General features: G+C 49.7%; 14 protein-coding genes and 6 tRNA genes. 11 read left to right on the top strand and 9 right to left on the bottom strand.

Annotation, left to right across the window (positions count from 1 at the left end; all coding sequences use genetic code 11):
* Positions 1-251: 251 nt before the first annotated feature.
* Positions 252-599: a RipA family octameric membrane protein gene (locus MSL71_RS22870; RefSeq protein WP_218951118.1), complete on the top strand. Its 348-nt coding sequence runs from the start codon at positions 252-254 to the stop codon at positions 597-599.
* A gap of 467 nt (positions 600-1066) precedes the next feature.
* On the opposite strand, the gene MSL71_RS22865 is transcribed toward MSL71_RS22870, so the two are convergent.
* Positions 1067-1219: a hypothetical protein gene (locus tag MSL71_RS22865; protein WP_180145484.1), complete on the bottom strand. Its 153-nt coding sequence runs from the start codon at positions 1217-1219 to the stop codon at positions 1067-1069.
* A gap of 256 nt (positions 1220-1475) precedes the next feature.
* On the opposite strand from MSL71_RS22865, the gene MSL71_RS22860 reads away from it, so the two are divergent.
* The 3 genes from MSL71_RS22860 (at position 1476) to MSL71_RS22850 (ending at position 4291) form a co-directional block, all read left to right on the top strand.
* A complete protein-coding gene (locus MSL71_RS22860; protein WP_180145481.1) occupies positions 1476-2597 on the top strand; it encodes a Shedu anti-phage system protein SduA domain-containing protein in 1122 nt (373 codons plus the stop codon).
* A 213-nt stretch (positions 2598-2810) separates the two neighbouring features.
* Entirely contained in the window at positions 2811-3677 is an 867-nt protein-coding gene (locus tag MSL71_RS22855) for a DUF2971 domain-containing protein (RefSeq protein ID WP_180145478.1), read from the top strand.
* Between the two features lie 95 nt (positions 3678-3772).
* A complete protein-coding gene (locus tag MSL71_RS22850) occupies positions 3773-4291 on the top strand; it encodes a DUF7689 domain-containing protein (protein ID WP_180145475.1) in 519 nt (172 codons plus the stop codon).
* Between the two features lie 659 nt (positions 4292-4950).
* Here MSL71_RS22850 and MSL71_RS22845 read toward each other — a convergent pair.
* Entirely contained in the window at positions 4951-5964 is a 1014-nt protein-coding gene (locus MSL71_RS22845) for an AraC family transcriptional regulator (protein ID WP_180145472.1), read from the bottom strand.
* 173 nt (positions 5965-6137) lie between these two features.
* Positions 6138-6914, bottom strand: a complete 777-nt coding sequence (locus tag MSL71_RS22840; protein ID WP_180145469.1) for an SDR family NAD(P)-dependent oxidoreductase — start codon at positions 6912-6914, stop codon at positions 6138-6140.
* 728 nt (positions 6915-7642) lie between these two features.
* Between MSL71_RS22840 and MSL71_RS22835 the strand changes: the two genes are divergently transcribed.
* Both MSL71_RS22835 and MSL71_RS22830 read left to right on the top strand, forming a co-directional pair.
* On the top strand, positions 7643-8296 hold the full coding sequence (locus MSL71_RS22835) for a hypothetical protein (RefSeq protein WP_180145466.1): 654 nt from the start codon (positions 7643-7645) through the stop codon (positions 8294-8296).
* Positions 8297-8831: 535 nt separating this feature from the next.
* The gene (locus tag MSL71_RS22830) at positions 8832-9422 is read left to right on the top strand and encodes a GNAT family N-acetyltransferase (RefSeq protein ID WP_180145463.1); all 591 of its coding nucleotides are present in this window, start codon (positions 8832-8834) and stop codon (positions 9420-9422) included.
* A gap of 318 nt (positions 9423-9740) precedes the next feature.
* Here the strand turns inward: MSL71_RS22830 and MSL71_RS22825 are convergent, their stop codons facing one another.
* The 4 genes from MSL71_RS22825 to tadA form a co-directional block, all read right to left on the bottom strand.
* Positions 9741-10901 (bottom strand): tetratricopeptide repeat protein, encoded by a 1161-nt coding sequence (locus MSL71_RS22825; protein ID WP_180145460.1) that lies wholly within the window; start codon positions 10899-10901, stop codon positions 9741-9743.
* A gap of 692 nt (positions 10902-11593) precedes the next feature.
* A tRNA-Pro gene (locus MSL71_RS22820) sits at positions 11594-11670 on the bottom strand.
* A gap of 60 nt (positions 11671-11730) precedes the next feature.
* The gene (locus MSL71_RS22815; protein WP_180145456.1) at positions 11731-13017 is read right to left on the bottom strand and encodes an adenylosuccinate synthase; all 1287 of its coding nucleotides are present in this window, start codon (positions 13015-13017) and stop codon (positions 11731-11733) included.
* Positions 13018-13195: 178 nt separating this feature from the next.
* Positions 13196-13693: a tRNA adenosine(34) deaminase TadA gene (tadA, locus tag MSL71_RS22810; RefSeq protein WP_180145453.1), complete on the bottom strand. Its 498-nt coding sequence runs from the start codon at positions 13691-13693 to the stop codon at positions 13196-13198.
* 326 nt (positions 13694-14019) lie between these two features.
* Here tadA and MSL71_RS22805 point away from each other — a divergent pair.
* The 5 genes from MSL71_RS22805 (at position 14020) to MSL71_RS22785 (ending at position 14603) form a co-directional block, all read left to right on the top strand.
* Positions 14020-14096: transfer RNA gene (locus tag MSL71_RS22805), tRNA-Arg, on the top strand.
* A gap of 58 nt (positions 14097-14154) precedes the next feature.
* Positions 14155-14231: transfer RNA gene (locus tag MSL71_RS22800), tRNA-Arg, on the top strand.
* A gap of 58 nt (positions 14232-14289) precedes the next feature.
* Positions 14290-14366: transfer RNA gene (locus MSL71_RS22795), tRNA-Arg, on the top strand.
* 54 nt (positions 14367-14420) lie between these two features.
* Positions 14421-14497 (top strand) — tRNA-Arg (locus MSL71_RS22790).
* A gap of 29 nt (positions 14498-14526) precedes the next feature.
* Positions 14527-14603: transfer RNA gene (locus MSL71_RS22785), tRNA-Arg, on the top strand.
* Positions 14604-14663: 60 nt separating this feature from the next.
* Here the strand turns inward: MSL71_RS22785 and MSL71_RS22780 are convergent.
* Together MSL71_RS22780 and MSL71_RS22775 are read right to left on the bottom strand one after the other, a co-directional pair.
* Complete coding sequence (locus MSL71_RS22780) at positions 14664-15356, bottom strand: TIGR04283 family arsenosugar biosynthesis glycosyltransferase (RefSeq protein ID WP_180145450.1); 693 nt, start codon at positions 15354-15356, stop codon at positions 14664-14666.
* A 99-nt stretch (positions 15357-15455) separates the two neighbouring features.
* A complete protein-coding gene (locus MSL71_RS22775) occupies positions 15456-17459 on the bottom strand; it encodes a methyl-accepting chemotaxis protein (protein WP_180145447.1) in 2004 nt (667 codons plus the stop codon).
* Positions 17460-17861 lie beyond the last annotated feature (402 nt).

Raw genomic sequence — 17861 nt, 5'->3', positions numbered from 1 at the left:
AGTTACAGGAAGGCTACGATGTTTTTCTTTCGTTTTAAATATGCTGGGATGCAGGGATATTGATTTTTGCTATGCAGGTTGAGGAATGATTTGCCGCGTAGCGGCTTTCTTGAACAAACACTTGCACGCCGACCGGGCGCAAGTGCTGCTTTTTGCCCTTATCGTTACCCGTTCGTTACCAAGTATCAAACGCTGCCGTACTTCCGCGCCCGTCGGGTGAAGTGTGGCGTTAGCTGCTTCAAAGGTACAAAATGACTGTTCGAAAAATAACAGAAATTGAATATATCAATGCATTTCGAGGCAAAAAGAAAGAGAAGGCCGTAAATCTTGCTTTAGATATAAGAAAGTTTGAAATCGAACTCTATTGGAAAAGAGCAGCATATTTTTGGACATTTATCGGTGCTACTTTAGCGGGTTATATCGCAATTCAGGCATCGTCATCAAATAATAAAACCGATCTGTCGGTTCTGTTGTCTTGTTTAGGTATTGTTTTTTCATTTGGATGGCTATGTGTAAATAGAGGTAGCAAACACTGGCAGGAGAATTGGGAAAATCATGTAGATATGTTAGAGGATGAGGAATATGGTCCAATTTATTAGGTAGTGCTATCTCGCCCAAAGCCTAAAGGTCCCAAAGAACAAATCAAACATATTATTAGCGGGCCTTCAGAAATATCCGTTTCAAAAATAAACCAGATTATAAGTATATATGTTGTTTGTCTGTGGTGTGGGTTGCTTATCTATTCTTTGCCACCATTTGGTTTTGATTTTCCATTAAATTGGTTTTATGTGGGTATAATCATGGCAACGTTTGTCACATGCGGAATGTTTTTTTCAAGTTTTGGTGCAACTTATTCAAATGGTTATACACATCATGCAACATTACGCTCAACTAATATTGACAATTGCAGATAGCAAATCACTTGTAGGGACCGCTACCGCTGAGCGGTAGTACCCTCGCTCACTCGGCGGTCCTACATTTTAAACGTTATGTGACCATTTAAGGGCTTAGTATTGTTTGATATTTAGTTAAATATACTTTCAGCATTTTTAGCCTATACGGCAGGCTACGTATACTTATCATTTCCGTACTTTTTGTCTTTTATATTTCCACCATTAAAGAAAACTGTTTCAGAATTTCTCGCAAATGGGTCAAGCAAGTCCAATTTAGTTATATCTATAATTTCTGGCACATTGCTTTTTTGTTTTGTTTGGTTCATGCCAGGTGGCTTCAAAGAAGATCTTGATTCATATTTTCAAATTGCATGTTTGTATTTGGGGTACATTGGTTTTGGATTTTTTTGCTTACTGCTTTTGTCAGATATAAGAATGAAATCAGGTAAGAACAGCACATAACAATTGGCTCATGGCCGGCTCCAAAAAGCTGGCCATTTCTTTCGTAAGTTGAACCGCCCCCCTCTTTTCAGCTTTTTGAGTCGGCATTGCCACGCGTTAGGGCCTTTATTGGAGAACAATATGGGGACTTTAGGTCCAGAGAATACATTAGAAGATGTTAAAGTAAAAATCAAAAAAGCATACAATACTGGGAATGTAGGCCTTATAAAGCAAGTTGTCTTAAAAGAAGGTCCCAGAGCATTTAGAATCGCAACTTTACTTGAAATATTAAATGATAAAACCAAAAAAATTCATCATTTTTCTCTCAAAATTGACCAGATTGACAAATCAAAGAAAGGTTGGAGTTATCAATTCGAGAAATCAGTTAGACTTGATGGGAATAATCCAGATGAAATCAAGCGTTTGTACAATTTCTTAGATGCAGAGTTTAAAAATAAATTTGGTGAAAATCTTGGTGAGTTACACCTTATAAATTCAAACGACTTTGACAAACTTTCTAACGTACTTGATGCGACGAAAAAAATTAAAAACAAAGATAAATTTTCATTATTGGGTAGTTTAGTTTCTCACATAGAGACTAATAAAACGAATATTTCTGAATTTGTTAAAGCCTTTGAACAAACCAATAAAGAAACATTAACGCATATTTCCAATGCAGCTAAAATTGTCAATTATTCCGAAGCAGTCATGGAGTTAAGGCAGTTAATAACCAATCCTGATACTCCTGAAAGTAAATTTCAAACACATTTAGAAAATCATCCTTGGATGTTTGGTAGTGAGTACAGTCAAAGACTGAGGCGAAAAACATGGACTAAAGACGAGCGTCTTGACTTTATGATGCGGAAAACAGTCGATGATTATGTCGAAATAATTGAAATTAAAAAAGCATTTTCCGAAAAACTATTTGTATATGACAGCTCGCATGAAAGTTATTATCCATCATCTAAGCTTTCAGCAGTAATTGGCCAAGTTGTTAAATATATTGAGCGAATTGAGAGGCAGCGTGACTCAATTATAGCAACTGAAGGGTTTGACACTTTAAAAATAAAAGCAAAGATCATTGTTGGTCGAGATAATGGTCAGGATCAAGTTGAGGCATTGAGGAACTTAAACTCTCATCTTCACAGAATTGAGATTATCACCTATGATCAGCTACTTAAAGTTTCAAAACGTATTTTAAATATGTTTGAAATTCAGACAGATATTACAAAAAGTAGAGACAAAGGTGATATACCTTTTTAACCCCAACACGGGAAAGGGGTCGCGTCTTGACATTTGACACAACCCCTACTCATTCGGTTTATTAGTCGGTGGCTTGAGGTCGTTCTGGTTATAGGGCAAGAGCCCTACAAACCAGATAATGGGGCCTGCTGTGGCATATAGTGCTAAACCGGAAGAGATTTGACAGAAAGTCCAACGTCAAGACGCGACCCCTTCTTCACGAAAGATGAGTCAATGAGTCTTATAGAAAAATTTACATTTTCAGATATAAAACAATCCCTGTACCATTATACAGGAGTTGGCTCACTAGTTGGAATTGCTCAAAGTCAATCCTTGTGGGCTACACACATTTCATATTTAAATGATTCAAAAGAATTAATACATGCGTGTGAAATTTTTCTAAAATGTATCAGCATAAAGCTGGAAACAGGTTCTTTTTCAATAGAAGAAACTAATTTCTTGAATCAATTGGGCAAATGGGTCAACTCTACTTCAAAAACGACACCTCAATTATTTGTCTTTTCTCTGTCGGAAGAACCATGCTTACTTAGTCAGTGGCGAAGTTATACGCCCCATGGTAAAGGTTTGTGTCTTGAGTTTTCACCAGATAAAATAATTGAATTATTATCTAAAAGTTCTCTGAGCCTCGTTAAGTGTAAGTATAATTGGGAACATCAACAAATTACAATTAACAGCCTTATTGAGGAGCTTCTAAATAGTTTCAAGACGCAAGCGCCAAAAGCATCGTCAAATAGACATATTGCAGAGTGTTATTACGATTATATCGGTTCTTTTTATGATGAAATTTATTTTATTTTGGCTTCAATAAAAGACGAAGCCTTCAGAGAAGAAAAAGAGTGGAGATTTCTCATAAAACTACAAGAGGATCTTACGAATGAAAAGCTCAAGTTTCGTGAAGGCTCAAGCATGATATCACCATATACAGAAATCAAGCTACATTCCAAACCCTACTTTGAAAGTATTACATTAGGGCCTTCACCTCATTCTAACCTCTCATTTTCCAGCCTCTGTATGCTAACGACAAATAAGAACTTATGTAGATGCGTAAAAAATAGTTCAATCCCATATAGAGAATGGTAAATGTACATAACTACACGCTGCAAGGGTCCACAAAAAGCTGCGCTCGTTCCTCGCTCCGCATTTTGCGGCCGGTGAAGCACACGTTAGGCAACGATATGAATATAGAACTAAGAAAGCAATTAGGTGACATTCCTAAAGAAGAACACACAAAACAACAGATAGCTTTGAGTGATTTGAAAAATCATTACGTGCATTCTATCAATGTCATTGATTCAAGTCACTTATTCCATGAATGGGGCACATATAACTGCTTTGAATATGCGTTACGGCTAACGAATTCCTCTGATTATGTTGAAATAAAAAAACAACATGTTTTTGCAAACAGTGAATTTATTCAGTATTTGATAATCAACAATTTAATTTCTAAAGCACAAGACAATGGACTAATAATATATTTTAATGATGAACAAAAACCAACACATGCAGGGATATTTGAAAATCATAGAGTTTTATCGAAATGGGGTACCGGATTAGTTTTTGACCATGAAATATTTGAAGCTCCATTTTCCTATGGTTCTCAATACAGGATTTACGAGACTGTGGAGAGCGCCACAATGATTGAATATTTTTTTGATTATGCAGAATTACATGGAATTAAATTTTATTATGAATAATTTTGCCTAATCGGGTAGCCGGGGGTTTATCTCCCCCAGGCCCCACACCACCCGGCATGCGGGTCCGCACCGGGCGGTTCACAAAGACATCCGGGCCGTAGCCAGGAAAAAGTGTTAAGAGCGAATCTTATACCAAGATGACGGTTTCCACTCTTAACCCTTCAAGGGAACGTAACCCACGCCGCGCCTGTTCCATACTTCTCCTGTTGGATTTATTGTAGCAACAGACGCCGTTGTTCTTCATGTTCGGTCCTTCGGCAGGGTGAGTCCTCCAGCGATTACCTCGGGGTGTCTCGCGGCTCGTTTCCAAACGTCACTCCATCAATGACGTATTCCTATGGAACGGGGTCGCGTCTTGACATTTGACACAACCCCTACTCATTCGGTTAATTAGTCGGTGGCCTGAGGCCGATCTGGTTATAGTGCAAGAGCCCTACAAACAAGATAATGGGGCCTGCTGTGGCATATAGTACTAAGCCGGAAGGGATTTGACAGAATGTCCAATGTCAAGACGCGATCCCTTCTTCCAATTCTCGTCTTGGGGGGATGAGTCTCAGGCCATCGGCAACCCATCTCTTGATGCGCACCCGGCTTTGCACCAACCGGTTCATCGACAACAGCCCGCCTCGAGGTGAGCCTTGACAGCCCCAACCTCGATATCAATGCAATTGATCGGCTTGGAAGTGCTCATTTCGGTACTCACCCGGCGTTGCTCCTGTCCAGCCTTTGAAAGCCCTTAAAAACGAATTGCTGTCCTGATAGCCCAGCAGGAAGGATATTTCGGGCGGAGAAATGGCAGAGCGGGAGAGGTAATGCTTGGCCAGGGCTTCCCGCGTGATGTTCAAGACCTCCTGATAACTCGAAGACTCCCGGCTCAACTGCCTCTGCAGGGTGCGTTTGCTCACCGCCAGCCTTCGGGCGGCCTCTTCAATGGTGCTTTCGCCGCTGGGGAGCATTTCGAGCAGGGCGCTCTTCACCCGCTGGCTGAAAGTTGTTTCGGCCTCCAGGTCGGAAAGCCTCTGTTTCAGCTCCGTCTCGAAAAAATTCCACATGGAAGCATCTTCCGTGAGAAAGGGACGGCCCGCATCGGCCGCAGAAAACCCGATGCGGATCGCTTTGCCCTGCCGGATCGGGTTCTCGAAATACTCGGTGTAGGGGGCGCTGTTGCCCGGAAGCTCTGGTAACTCTAAAACAGTGGGAACAATCCGTTCCCGCGTTGCAAGGCGAATCAGCTGTGTGAAAAACACCAGTTCTGCAGCTCCCAGGGATCGCGGTATACGGTGGGTGTAGCCATAGCAATCCAGGGTGGCACAGGTCACCTCTCTTCCAATCTTCACGTCCATGGTCATGGGGCCGATAAGGGGCTTGAACCTGGCCAGCCGCTGCAGGGCCGTGTTCATGTCCGGGCTGCAAAGGCTTGCGAAGATCGCGGGATCAAAGGACTCCACCGAAATGGCCCGCCCCACCATCAACGGAAGCTCCTCGGTCCCGGCTATTTGTTCCAGCCCCTCCCAGAGCCTGAAATAATCAGCCGGGCTCAATGCAGCATCCTTCCGCGAAAAAAGATCCGCGGGCAAGCCCGCCAAGGCAAGCACATGGGCCGTGTTGAGCCCCATGTCCGCAAGCATGATTTTCCAGCCGCGCTGCACAACAAATCGGGATGCTTTTTTCATTTTTTTACCTCCGTGACGCAGCCCCTGCGCATTTGCTTACGGGCTGCGCCTGTGACTAACCAACCCTGGGGTGATTCAAAACCGTTTCGATGAAGACAGCGTTCAGGTATTCGCCATCAGGTTTCCAAGTGCCTCCATCTGGCCGCCTGAGGCATCCCGATCCATCGTTACGCTCATTTTTTTTCCATGGCCTTCCGGGAAATTTTCAGCACCAGTTTCCTCGGCAGGAAGGGGATAATCCAGTTGAGGGTGAAGTTCAGGCCCGCTTCATTGATTTTGATGAGCTCGCCCTTCTCCATTGCGTCGTAGCCACACTTGGCAACGGTATCAGGGGTGGGGGCCTTGTCCCAGATATCGAGGCCGTCAAGATCGCCTGCCTTGACAAAGTCGGTGGCAACAGCGCCGGGACAGAGGGCTGTTGAGGTGACTCCGGTCCCGTCGAGTTCCTCGGCAATGGCCTGGGAGAAGGAGACCACAAAGGATTTTGTGGCGTAATAGACCGCCTGCAGCGGTCCCGGCATGAATCCGGCTGTTGAGGCCACGTGGAGGATGTTCCCCCTGTTTCGTTTCACCATGCCCTGGAGGTAGAGGTGGGTCAGATTCACCAGGGAGACCATGTTGACCTGCATCATGGCCTGGTCCTTTGTAAGATTCCGCTCGTGGAATTTTCCATGCCCGCCGAACCCGGCGTTGTTGATAAGAACATCAATGACAAGGCCGGCTGCTTCGGTGGCGGCAAAGATTTTTTCTGCTGCGTCCGGTTCGGCCAGGTCGGCAGCGATCACCGTGGCAGTGATGCCGCAGGTTCTCTCCAGCTCCGCCTTGAGGTCGTTGAGTTTGTTTTCTCGTCGTGCAACCAGGACGACGTCGCCGCCTTTTGATGCATGATATCGTGCCAGCTCGGTTCCAATACCGCTGGATGCGCCGGTAATCAATGCTGTATTTCCCATGATTATCTCCCTGTATGTACTTTGGTTTGCGCCTGTGTCAGGCGTGCTGCTTTTTGGATCAATCATAGAGGAACAGGGCGGCGCCATAAATAGCACACCGCGCCATACTTCATTCAAATTGTGCCACTTTTTTTAAGAGTGCGCCATAGCCAGATAGCTTTGACAAACTGATTTGGCGTGTGGAAAGGGGTCGCGTCTTGACATTTGAAACAACCCCTACTCATTCGGTTAATTAGTCAGTGGCTTGAGGCCGATCTGGTTATAGGGCAAGAGCCCTACAAACCAGATAATGAGGCCTGCTGTGGCATATAGTGCTAAACCGAAAGGGATTTGACAGAATGTCCAATGTCAAGACGCGACCCCTTCTTCCGCGTTATGTTTTTCCTTGTCATCTAAATGCGACGTGTATTGGAATGAACAGTATAGTCGCAACCTAAGTTTAAATATCGTTGCAAGGCTCGATTTTGAAGGGAGCTGGTGTGGTCGTAAACCTGAGAATGAATGCAGAAAATTGATAGAACCGTATTTCAGTCAGGATCAATTTATATACACAAAAAACCAAGCATGGAGTGTCTTTACTTGAACCCTACGGTACTATAAAGGCACAACAGTAAAATTCATCGGACGCAAAAAGCGCCGATGATTTAAGCGTTAGCCTTTGATTTGCCGCTAATTAAACATTGACTATGTGTTGATTTTTATCACTCTATTTCGTAAGACTTTCTTTTTTGGCCCAGGTATTTGGTTTGTTCAAAATACGTAATTTAAACTACACAAAGGAATTAAAGGTTTTGAAGCATTTTAGTTTGTTGGTTGTTTTATTTCTCATTACAGGGTGTACATCGTTGGTACCATTAGAAAAAAGAGTCAGTTTCGATGCTGAACAAGATGCTCGGCAAATACAATCGACATCAAGTTCAATTATTGTCAAAGGATCCCAAGAAAACAATCAATTAAAGGTTTTCGTTAAACCTGATAGCGTTACTGGAAGTGCTGTTACAACCGACTTAGACGTAGGCTTAACCTTCAATGCAATGATTAAGCAGCTTGCAACATATTCTGGATTTGATTGTTCGATAAATTGTAATGAGATCATAGTAATCCTCAAAGATCCCAAAGTTAAATATTCATACAATCTTTTAAAAGCTTCAGGTTTCGATTATGGTGGTTTTGAATGTACAGTTCAATACCATATACCTTCACGACCTGCTCCAATTATTAAGCATTATGAATATACAAAAGAGTATGCAATTGATGAGCTTGACGGCAACAATCGAATATTTGCACCAGTGTTAATCTCCATTGAAAAGGTTGTTATTCAGGTGCTTAAGGACATAGATTATAACTTAAGACACATAAAAGGGGCAGGCCTACGCCTTTGACAATCTCGAGCGGCCCGATGCCCTTCCCTGGCCGGAAGCGCTATCGTTGTCTAAAACGGGATCCACTCCTTGGCGAACCCTCGTACGACGACAAGGGGCAATGGAAACCGGCCCAATCTTTCCAAGAAACCTCATAAAAGCATTATCAACGCCTTGACATTTTTTATCTCAAGGCGTAATTCTATCCCCTGTCTTTCCCTGTTAACCATGAACGTCGGCATTGCCGGAAAGGAGTAAATGTTACCTATGAACATCATCACACGAGAGCTTGTTTGGTTCGTTGCCTTTCGGTAGCGAATGAAGCCAGGGTCCTTTCGGCCCGGGGTGATTCCCCGGCCGCCACGCTGTATTGTCAGGCGCTTTGTTTAAGCGTCACATAACACACTTCCCCCTCTTCATTCCCCGCACCAAGTGCACCTGCCGTTCCGGCAACGATATCCAAACACCAAGAAGCACAGAGCACATTACGTTTCACAGCGATTCCCCTGCGCCTATCATGCGCCGTGGGTGAGCCGCCAGAATAACTGGATATCACATGAAAAACGACACCAGGCCTTTACAGGCAAAACAAACATCCCTGTTCGGAAAAGAAGCCGGTCCTCAATTCGTATCATCGAATACAGGCCTGGCCCTGCGTGAAGAAACCCCGGATGATATCGTTGCCATCACGTGCGTGACGGTGGCGGCCTTCATGCATCTCAAGGTAAGCAGCCAGACAGAACACTACATCCTCCATGCCCTTCGAAAGGCAGGCGCTTTGACCCTTTCCCTTGTGGCGGAGATGGATGGGCAGGTGGTGGGCCACGTGGCCTTCTCCCCTGTCACCATTTCCGATGGCACCGAAGCCTGGTTCGGTCTCGGGCCCATCTCCGTACTCCCCGGGCACCAGAGACAGGGAATCGGAGGGGATCTCATCCGGGAAGGCGTCAAGCGGCTCAAGGCTATGGGTGCCAAAGGCTGTGTGCTGGTGGGTGATCCGGGATACTACAAAAAACACGGGTTCCGAAATCCTCCGGACCTGATCGTTGAAGGGGTCCCCCCGGACGTGTTCATGGCCATGCCCCTTGCCGACACCGTGCCTCGGGGTACGGTCACCTTCCATGAAGGATTTCTGGCAACGGAGTAACCTGCGTGAAGAACCAATAAGCCAGGCTTCCACCCATAGGGAGGCAATACCCTAAAGACCGGGGCTGCCCCGCAGCCCCGTCCCACCTCTCAGTTATACGGCGGTATCTCCCTTTTCAGGCGCGCTTGAGAGGGGTTTTCCCCTCAGCCTGTCTGCCGAAGGCGATGTGCGCATTTTTCCGAGCGTTTTCTGTTTGAACGGTCTACTGGGGAAATTGGTCGAGTCTTGATAATTGACATCCCCCCTCTTTCAGTCCGGGATCAGGCATATGATTTTGCTAAAGATAAAACGGCCCTTCAAAAAAAGGCGTCTCAATTGTCAACGGCCAACCTGGGCTGTATCGCTTGCGTGGAGCAATGGCTTTATCCGGTCAACAAGTCCATCCGCATCATGAAGCCATTGGATTTGATGCCGTTTGCCGGTTTTCAGTTCTACGAGAATAGGGCTTGGCCATCGATAGCCTATTGCGTTGATATCTCTGATTTCGGACAGTTTAATTTGCCTTACCCTTCCAAACCCAAAAATGGAGCGAATATAGAGGTGGGTCTTCGTAAGAATGAATCTTTTCATGAGTAGGTTCAAATATGAGCCACCCGCTACAAAAGAGGTCGCAAAAAAAAAGAGGCTGTTAGAACCCCACTGGGGATCCTTTGAAAACAAGGCGGCTCTGGACGAAAGTGATGTGACCCACCAAGCATAAGACATTATAGATAGCAAAAATATGAATATAAAGCATGCAATATAACTGGGACGCCCTTTAACCAAAACAGGGTCCGGTGTTTTGAAAAGCATACCGGATATTGTTCGAATAAAAAGAAAGGAAACCAAAAGCACGCTGAAAACGAAAGCCAGCTCAGAAACAATGGTTCGATCTCGTTCCGCTGTCAAATCAGGGTTGAGACGGCGTGAATAGGATTTGTCTTGCCTCTCCTTATCCTTAAGCCCCAGACGGCCGTACATCAGGCCCCTTGCGAAATAGGCCTCAGCGTATTTCGGGTCGATGGCTATGGCCTTATCATACGCTGAAATGGCGTCCTTAAATTTTGATTGATACCCGAATGACTTTCCCATGAGATAGTAGAGGGTTCTGGACACGATGTACCCATCTGTTGCCACTGCGTTATCAAAACGCGAAATAGCTTGATCGAACGTATTGAGCTCATACCAGCATATCCCCTCAAGGTAATGAGTATGACCCATATTTATTCCGTATGCGCCCTTTTCATTTTTACAGATGATTAATTTAAATTGGCGAGCATTCTGGAAGTCCCCAATTGCCTTCTTGAATTCCTGGTGCTTCAGGTGAGCGAGCCCACGTTGATAGTAGGCACACGAAAGGTTGCGCCCCTTTGAAATGTCGTCGGACCATTCTGTGATCATCTTTTGATACTCTGCGGTTGTCTCCGGAGCCGCTGATGCCATAACCGGTGCGAGAAACCATAAAATTAGCAGGCTAAATGCTCTGAGTCTCAATTTCATCGTAGGCCTTTTCATTCAGGGTGAGGGGCGCAATAAAACGGCAGGAGCAAAATCTTTGCTACAATGTTCGATAATTAGCTTTAGCTGATGCTCACCTTGAGAGCAATTCATTTCGCATGTTGTCATGCTTTTTTGATGCCACAGATCGCGGTCGTCTTTTTTTGTTCCCTTGTGTGGTATCGCAACATGCCATATGTCCGGCGTGGCCGTCTTTCCATAGGGGGCATCGTTTTGCGTGGGGAGTGCCCTTACCCTTTGTTTTTTGGTGTTCGTCGCGATTTGCTTTGCAAGGATGCTGGAGCGGCTTTTGGGACGCTGACTGGTGCGGGAGCCGCACCCTACCCTTCCCATTGGCCTGCGTTGGTTTTACGGGGCCGCTTCTTCTTTCTTGCCTTTCTTGGAAAATAGCAGCTGTGCTCAATATGAAATCAACCGTGTCACGCTTCCCCTTCCCTGTTGGCGGATGGGCCAAAAAATGCGTTTTTTGAGGCTGTGGCAATCATGGTGGTGTTGCGGGGTGAGTTCACTGTTTCTGAAAGCCGTGGGGCTCATTTGAGGGGCTTTGGCTGTGGGGGAGATTTATAACTGAGGGGAGTGGCTGGCGGTTTTGACGCTTTATTTGTTGGGCTTGCGACGGGGGAATAAAAAAAGGGGACATCGTATTTAAACGATGTCCCCTTTTATATCTTTTTTGGTCGGGATGAGAGGATTCGAACCTCCGACCCCTGCGTCCCGAACGCAGTGCTCTACCAGACTGAGCCACATCCCGTTTGTTTTACGGACACACTTCTACCGAAACGCGTGCCAAATGTCAAACCCAAAAAAGGGATCAGAAGTGTTTTTTTAGAACGATGGTTTCCTCACGGCCGGGGCCCACGGAAACAACATCCACGGGGGTTCCCGCCAGCTCTTCGATGCGTTTGAGATAAGCCTTGGCATTCTCAGGGAGATCGTCGTAGGAACGCACGCCGGAGATGTCCTCGTCCCAGCCGGGAAGGGTCTCGCAGACCTGGGTACAGTTGTCCAGGGCATCGAGGTCGGCAGGGAAATCGGTGATCACTTCGCCCTTGTATTCGTACCCGGTGCAGAGCTTCAGCTCTTTAAGTCCCCCGAGGACGTCGAGCTTGGTGATGACCAGGCCGGTGAGGCCGTTCAGGCGGACGGCGTTTCTCAGGACCACCATGTCGAACCAGCCGCAGCGACGGCGACGACCGGTGGTGGCGCCGAACTCTGCGCCCTTCTCCTGCATGTAGGAGCCCACCTCGTCAAACAGCTCGGAGGGGAACGGACCGGCACCCACACGGGTGGTGTAGGCCTTGACGATCCCCAGGACACCGGTGATTTTACCCGGGCCAACGCCGGCGCCGCCACAGGCGTTGCCGGAGACGGTGTTGGAGGAAGTGACAAAGGGGTAGGTGCCGTGGTCGATGTCGAGATGGGTGCCCTGGGCGCCCTCGAAGACCACGTGCTGGCCCTTGTCCATGCCGGTGTTGATCTCAACGGAGGTGTCGGTGATGTAGGGCTTCAGCTCCTCGGCCAGCTTGAGGCAGTGGGCGATGGTGGCTTCCACGTCTTCGGGCTCTTCGCCGAAGTAGTTGGTCAGGAGGAAGTTCTTCTCCTCCAGGGCTTCGGTGACCTTGGCCCGGAGAACGTCGGCGTTGAGGAAATCCAGAAAGCGGATGCCCACACGGGAGGCCTTGTCTTCGTAGCAGGGGCCGATGCCGCGACCGGTGGTGCCGATTTTGCCGTCGCCTTTTTTGATCTCCCGGGCGTGGTCGATGCGCTTGTGGTAGGGCATGATCACCTGGGCCCGATCGGAGAGGCGCAGATATTCGGGGCTGACGTCAACCCCTTTGCCCCCCAAGTAGGCGATCTCTTCGAGGAGCACTTCGGGGTCTACGACCACTCCGTTTCCGATGAAGCATTTCTTTTTCTGAAGGATGCCGGAGGGAACGAGATGGCTGATGAATTTTTCTCCGTCAACAACCATGGTGTGTCCCGCATTGTTCCCACCCTGGAATCTGACAACGTAATCGGCGTGTTCGGAAAGAAGGTCTACGATTTTCCCTTTTCCTTCATCACCCCACTGTGTTCCGACAATCACATAGTTACCCACAAGATGCTCCTTGACATGTGTGCAAATTAAAATTGATGCGTCCATGCGTTTCATTTGATGGTACAAGCGGAGGGTGGACGCCTCCCCCGCCATGCCAGCGTATATATAACTGATGGGCGGTGAGCGACTGCCTGGCATGACATGGAGGACGATGCCCGGCGCGCTTCACGTGCCATGCTTACGTGTCTTGCTGAAGGGCGCTTTTTTTGCGCGCCTTCTGTTCCCTGCGCCTGAGCCGGAAAAAATCCTGCATAAGCGTGCGGCAGGCATCGGCACAGACCGAAGGGATAACGTCAAGGGAATGATTCAACCGACTATCGTCGGCCAGGTTGTACAGGGAACCGGCTCCCCCCCACTTCTCGTCACATGCCCCGAAGACAACGCGGGAAAAACGCGCATGGACAATGGCCCCCATGCACATGATGCAGGGTTCGATGGTGGCGTACAAGCTCATTCCGGGAAGCCTGTAATTGTTCAGTTCTTTCGAGGCTTTCCGTATGGCGAGGATTTCCGCATGGGCCGTGGGGTCCGACAGGGAAATCGTCAGGTTATGGGCGGCAGAGATCACTTCTCCGGTTTCTGCCACAATCACGCAACCTATAGGAACCTCTCCTTTTTGTCCAGCTTTTTTGGCCTCTTCAATGGCCATGTCCATATAATAGGTATCGTTTTTCATGGAGCCGTCCCCGAACGCCGACAGGCACCCGGATGTCTGGTGGAAAAAATGCGCCCGCGGGCGCCGTGAATGAATGAAAAGCCTCTCTATACCCCATCGGGCCAACGGGTGCACCTTCTTTCTTGGCCGGGGCCGATGTTTCCGATTTGGGGGGCTGGACCACTCCAAAGGGAACCTGTGTCAAAAAAATCGGGAGGGCTATGGGGTTGATATCATGCTCAACCCTTGTCATACGCATGTTTCGCGGTTTTTGGACGTCAAAAAAGTGGAACTTTCACGTTGACAAGCCGACGCGCTTTGGATTAAAAGAAAGCCAACTTTGAGACGCGCTCGTAGCTCAGCTGGATAGAGTACCTGACTACGAATCAGGTGGTCGCAGGTTCGAATCCTGCCGAGCGCGCCACTTCAAAGAGACGGGCTTTGCGAACGCAACCGCAAAGCTTTTTCTTTGGTCCCCTTGTGCGCTTGTAGCTCAGCTGGATAGAGTACCTGACTACGAATCAGGTGGTCGCAGGTTCGAATCCTGCCAAGCGCGCCATTTCAAAGTTACCTGTTTGCGGGTTTCGCATCCCGCAGATATTTTTCGGTTTTTATGTGCGCTCGTAGCTCAGCTGGATAGAGTACCTGACTACGAATCAGGTGGTCGCAGGTTCGAATCCTGCCGAGCGCGCCATTTCAAAGGGACGGCCCCTGCAAAGCCATTTTTTCTCCTTTGAATCCCATTTGTGCGCTTGTAGCTCAGCTGGATAGAGTACCTGACTACGAATCAGGTGGTCGCAGGTTCGAATCCTGCCAAGCGCGCCATTTTTATCTTAAACCGAAAACCCCTTTGCGCGCTCGTAGCTCAGCTGGATAGAGTACCTGACTACGAATCAGGTGGTCGCAGGTTCGAATCCTGCCGAGCGCGCCACTTAAAAAATATCAAGGCCCTGCATGGTTATCATGCAGGGCCTTTTTTGCTTGGTCTCAATCAGGGCGCGTGGGGCCGATAGTGCTTTCCAAGGCGTTCGGCCGGGACGCCGCAGACAAACAAAGTGGCCAGCAGCCAGGTCCGCACCAGCGAGTAGATCACCCCCTCTTTTTCCCAGCGACGGGGCGAGGTGGTCACCGCCTCGGGCAGGATGCAGACCCGCTCCTTTTTTTTCCGCAGGCGGCGCATCAACTCAATGTCTTCCATGACGGGGATCTCCCGGAACCCTCCCAGGCGGAAAAAGTCGGCCCGATGCATGAAGATGGCCTGGTCTCCGTAGGGAATGCCCGTGAGGCGGCACCGCAGGCCCGCCGCCCGGGAAATCAGGGCAAACGTTTTTTTGTCCCCGGAAAAGCGCAGGGTAAAGGCCCCGGCCACATAGCGCCCGGTGGACAGGGTCTCCCGGATGCGGTCAAAGGCCCGGTCCGGGAGTCGGGTGTCGGCGTGGAGAAACACAAGGATCTCTCCCGTGGCTACCCTGGCCCCTGCGTTGAGCTGCGGCCCCCTGCCACCGCCTGCCGTCAGGGTGACGGCATGGGTGCCCTCAAGGGTGGCAATGCTTTCCCCGCCGGGATCGCCGTCCACCACAACCACCTCATGGACGGCGTCTCCGAACCGGGCTCGAAGCCGGTCCAGAAACACCTTGATGTGGGGTTCCCGCAGCACGGGAACGATGACGGAGATGCGTGGCATGGTCCTCCTTTACAAAGGGGCGCGGCATGGCAATGGAGCCCGGGGCGGACGGAACACCCCGGGACTCAGCCCGGATACGTAACGGAAAAAGCGATGGGGTCAGACCCGGAACGCGCCCGTTACCGTGTTGATGGTGGCCACCTCACGGTTCAGGCTGTCCACATGGCCGACCACCTCGTCGGCGTGCTGTGAGGCCAGGGCAACGGCTCCGTTCACCTCGGATATCCCTGCGGACATGTGGGAGACGATGTCCGAACTCTGGGCCAGGTTTTCATTGATCTCCCGGAGCCCCACCGACGCCTGGACCACGTTTCCGGCAATCTCCTTGGTGGCTGCGGACTGCTCCTCCACGGCCGTTGCAATGGAGTTGATGGTCTCATGGACGTGGTTGATGGAGCCCACCACGTTGGTGATTCCCCGGGCCGTGGCGTGGGTGGTGGCCTGGACCCCGCCGATCTGCTCTTTGATGTCCTGGGTGGCCCTGGCTGTCTGGCCTGCCAGCTCTTTAATTTCGTTGGCAACAACGGCAAAGCCCTTGCCCGCGTCCCCTGCCCTGGCCGCCTCGATGGTGGCGTTCAGGGCCAGCAGGTTGGTCTGCTCCGAGATCTCGGTGATGGTCTGGGTGACCTTGCCGATGGCCTCGGCTGCCTGGCCCAGGGCGTCCATCTGTTCAGAGGTCTGCTGCGCTTCGGCCACGGCCTCGGTGGAGGTGTGGCGGGCTTTTTCCGAGTTGGCTGCAATCTCGTTGATGGTGGCGGTCATCTCCTCGGCGGCACTTGCCACCATGTTGGTGTTGGTGGCGGTCTGCTCCATGGCGGAGGCAATGGAGTTCATGTTGGCCGAGATCTCGGAGGCCTCGCCGTCGATGCGGTCGATACGCTGGGCCGTGGCGGACATGGTCTGGTTCATCACCTCGGCGGATTCCGTGAGCCCCCGGGAGACGCCTTCAAGGGTCTGTGAATTCCGGACCAGCCCGGTGACGATTTTCTGCAGGTTACCCACAAAGGTGTTGAACCACCTGGAGAGCCTCCCGATTTCATTTTGGGTACCGGTGTCGAGGCGTCGGGTCAGGTCCCCCTCGCCTTCGGCAATGTCCTTGAGCATCTCACGGGCATGGTGAATGGGGGTGACGATGCTGTTGGCGATGAGGGTGCCCAGGACGCAGAAGACGAGGAACATGAAGGCGGCGACCCCGGCGATTACCTTGATGAGGCCGTAGGTGGTTGCCATGACTTCCCGGTTCTCGATCATGGAGATCACCTTCCAGCCGACCCCGGGGATGGTATGCACCACGGCCCGGTAGGCCGTGTCCCCCACGGCGATCTCTGCGTTGCCTTCGGCCATGGTCCCAAGGGTGGCAAACCCCGGTGAACCAAGCTGGGACAGTTTCTTGAAGTTGGTGGCCGGATCGTCGGCGTTGGCCAGGATCACCCCGTTGGGCTGGACCAGCATCAGGTACCCGGTCTCTCCTATTTTGATGTCATTGATGAGTTTTGTCAGCACTTTTAATGAGCATTCGATGGAGGAGACGCCCACCACCTCGCCTCCCCGCCTGATGGCCGAGGTGATGGCCACCACGGTTTCGCCGTTTGACGAGAGAAAGGCCTCGGACACTAAATCTGTTGAAGGCTGGGCTGCCTGTGCCTTGTACCAGGGACGCACCCTGGGGTCGTACCCGGCGGCCATGGCAATGTCGATGGAGGTGATGAAGGCGCCGTCCTTCGTGGCAAGGTAGACCTCGATATAGTTCGGGTGGGTTTCATGGATGAGTCTGGCCAGCTTGTAAAATGCCGCATCGGGCTCTCCGGCCCGGAGGTAGTCCACCTCCACGGGCTCGGTGTTGTCCATGTAGGTTGTCATGCCCGGATGGATCGCTTCTTTCAATGGGGATTGCGATAACATGCGGGTGTTGGCTTTGGCTTCGGTGAGAAAGGAGGCGTAGTGGTCTGAAATGCGGTGGAGGAGCTTTGCGCTGCTGGCGTGATAGGACCGGATGGCGTGTCGGCTGAGGGAGACCCCCATGATCACGACGATGATAAGCAGGGGGAACATCACAGCTCCCATGAACGAGGCGATAATCTTCTTGCGGATGGTCAAATTCATGCATGTCTCCGTTGTTTCGGTTATCGTGCTCTGGTATTCCCTGATACAAAGGCAATTCACCGTTTTCTGGTCGAATTTCCCACCCATCTTCTGCGTTATCAAAGCGTTGGGATAAACCACACCATCTGCCGCTCTGATGCCTTGAATATGGGGGTGCTGCACTGCTGATATATCAGGGTTATGTTCTTTTTATCGGAACACCGGGGGAAATAGTTAAGGGTTCCATGAAACAGGTGCCCTGAAGGGCCGTCAGGGGCGGGATAAGCTTGTTTTCCCGGGACCTGCGTGTTACGAATCGGTTTTGTTTGGTGTGAAGACGGGGCTTTTTTGTATGTCCAAGGGTGACGGCACCTTATCCGGGTACCTTTGGGGCTGTCCTGTTCTTTGCAGCGCGCTTTTTCG

It is taken from the genome of Desulfoluna butyratoxydans, assembly GCF_900699765.1.
GTDB lineage: Bacteria > Desulfobacterota > Desulfobacteria > Desulfobacterales > Desulfolunaceae > Desulfoluna > Desulfoluna butyratoxydans.
Note: the sequence above shows the minus strand (reverse complement) of the source record. Positions and strands in the feature narration are given on the sequence as shown.

Bases quoted from the DNA above. Each gene is read 5' to 3' on its own strand.
- MSL71_RS22845 (WP_180145472.1), bottom strand. From the start codon at position 5,964: ATGAAAAAAGCATCCCGATTTGTTGTGCAGCGCGGCTGGAAAATCATG.
- MSL71_RS22825 (WP_180145460.1), bottom strand. From the start codon at position 10,901: ATGAAATTGAGACTCAGAGCATTTAGCCTGCTAATTTTATGGTTTCTC.
- MSL71_RS22780 (WP_180145450.1), bottom strand. From the start codon at position 15,356: ATGCCACGCATCTCCGTCATCGTTCCCGTGCTGCGGGAACCCCACATC.
- MSL71_RS22850 (WP_180145475.1), top strand. From the start codon at position 3,773: ATGAATATAGAACTAAGAAAGCAATTAGGTGACATTCCTAAAGAAGAA.
- MSL71_RS22840 (WP_180145469.1), bottom strand. From the start codon at position 6,914: ATGGGAAATACAGCATTGATTACCGGCGCATCCAGCGGTATTGGAACC.
- MSL71_RS22855 (WP_180145478.1), top strand. From the start codon at position 2,811: ATGAGTCTTATAGAAAAATTTACATTTTCAGATATAAAACAATCCCTG.
- MSL71_RS22775 (WP_180145447.1), bottom strand. From the start codon at position 17,459: ATGAATTTGACCATCCGCAAGAAGATTATCGCCTCGTTCATGGGAGCT.
- MSL71_RS22870 (WP_218951118.1), top strand. From the start codon at position 252: ATGACTGTTCGAAAAATAACAGAAATTGAATATATCAATGCATTTCGA.
- tadA (WP_180145453.1), bottom strand. From the start codon at position 13,693: ATGAAAAACGATACCTATTATATGGACATGGCCATTGAAGAGGCCAAA.
- MSL71_RS22830 (WP_180145463.1), top strand. From the start codon at position 8,832: ATGAAAAACGACACCAGGCCTTTACAGGCAAAACAAACATCCCTGTTC.
- MSL71_RS22860 (WP_180145481.1), top strand. From the start codon at position 1,476: ATGGGGACTTTAGGTCCAGAGAATACATTAGAAGATGTTAAAGTAAAA.
- MSL71_RS22865 (WP_180145484.1), bottom strand. From the start codon at position 1,219: ATGAACCAAACAAAACAAAAAAGCAATGTGCCAGAAATTATAGATATA.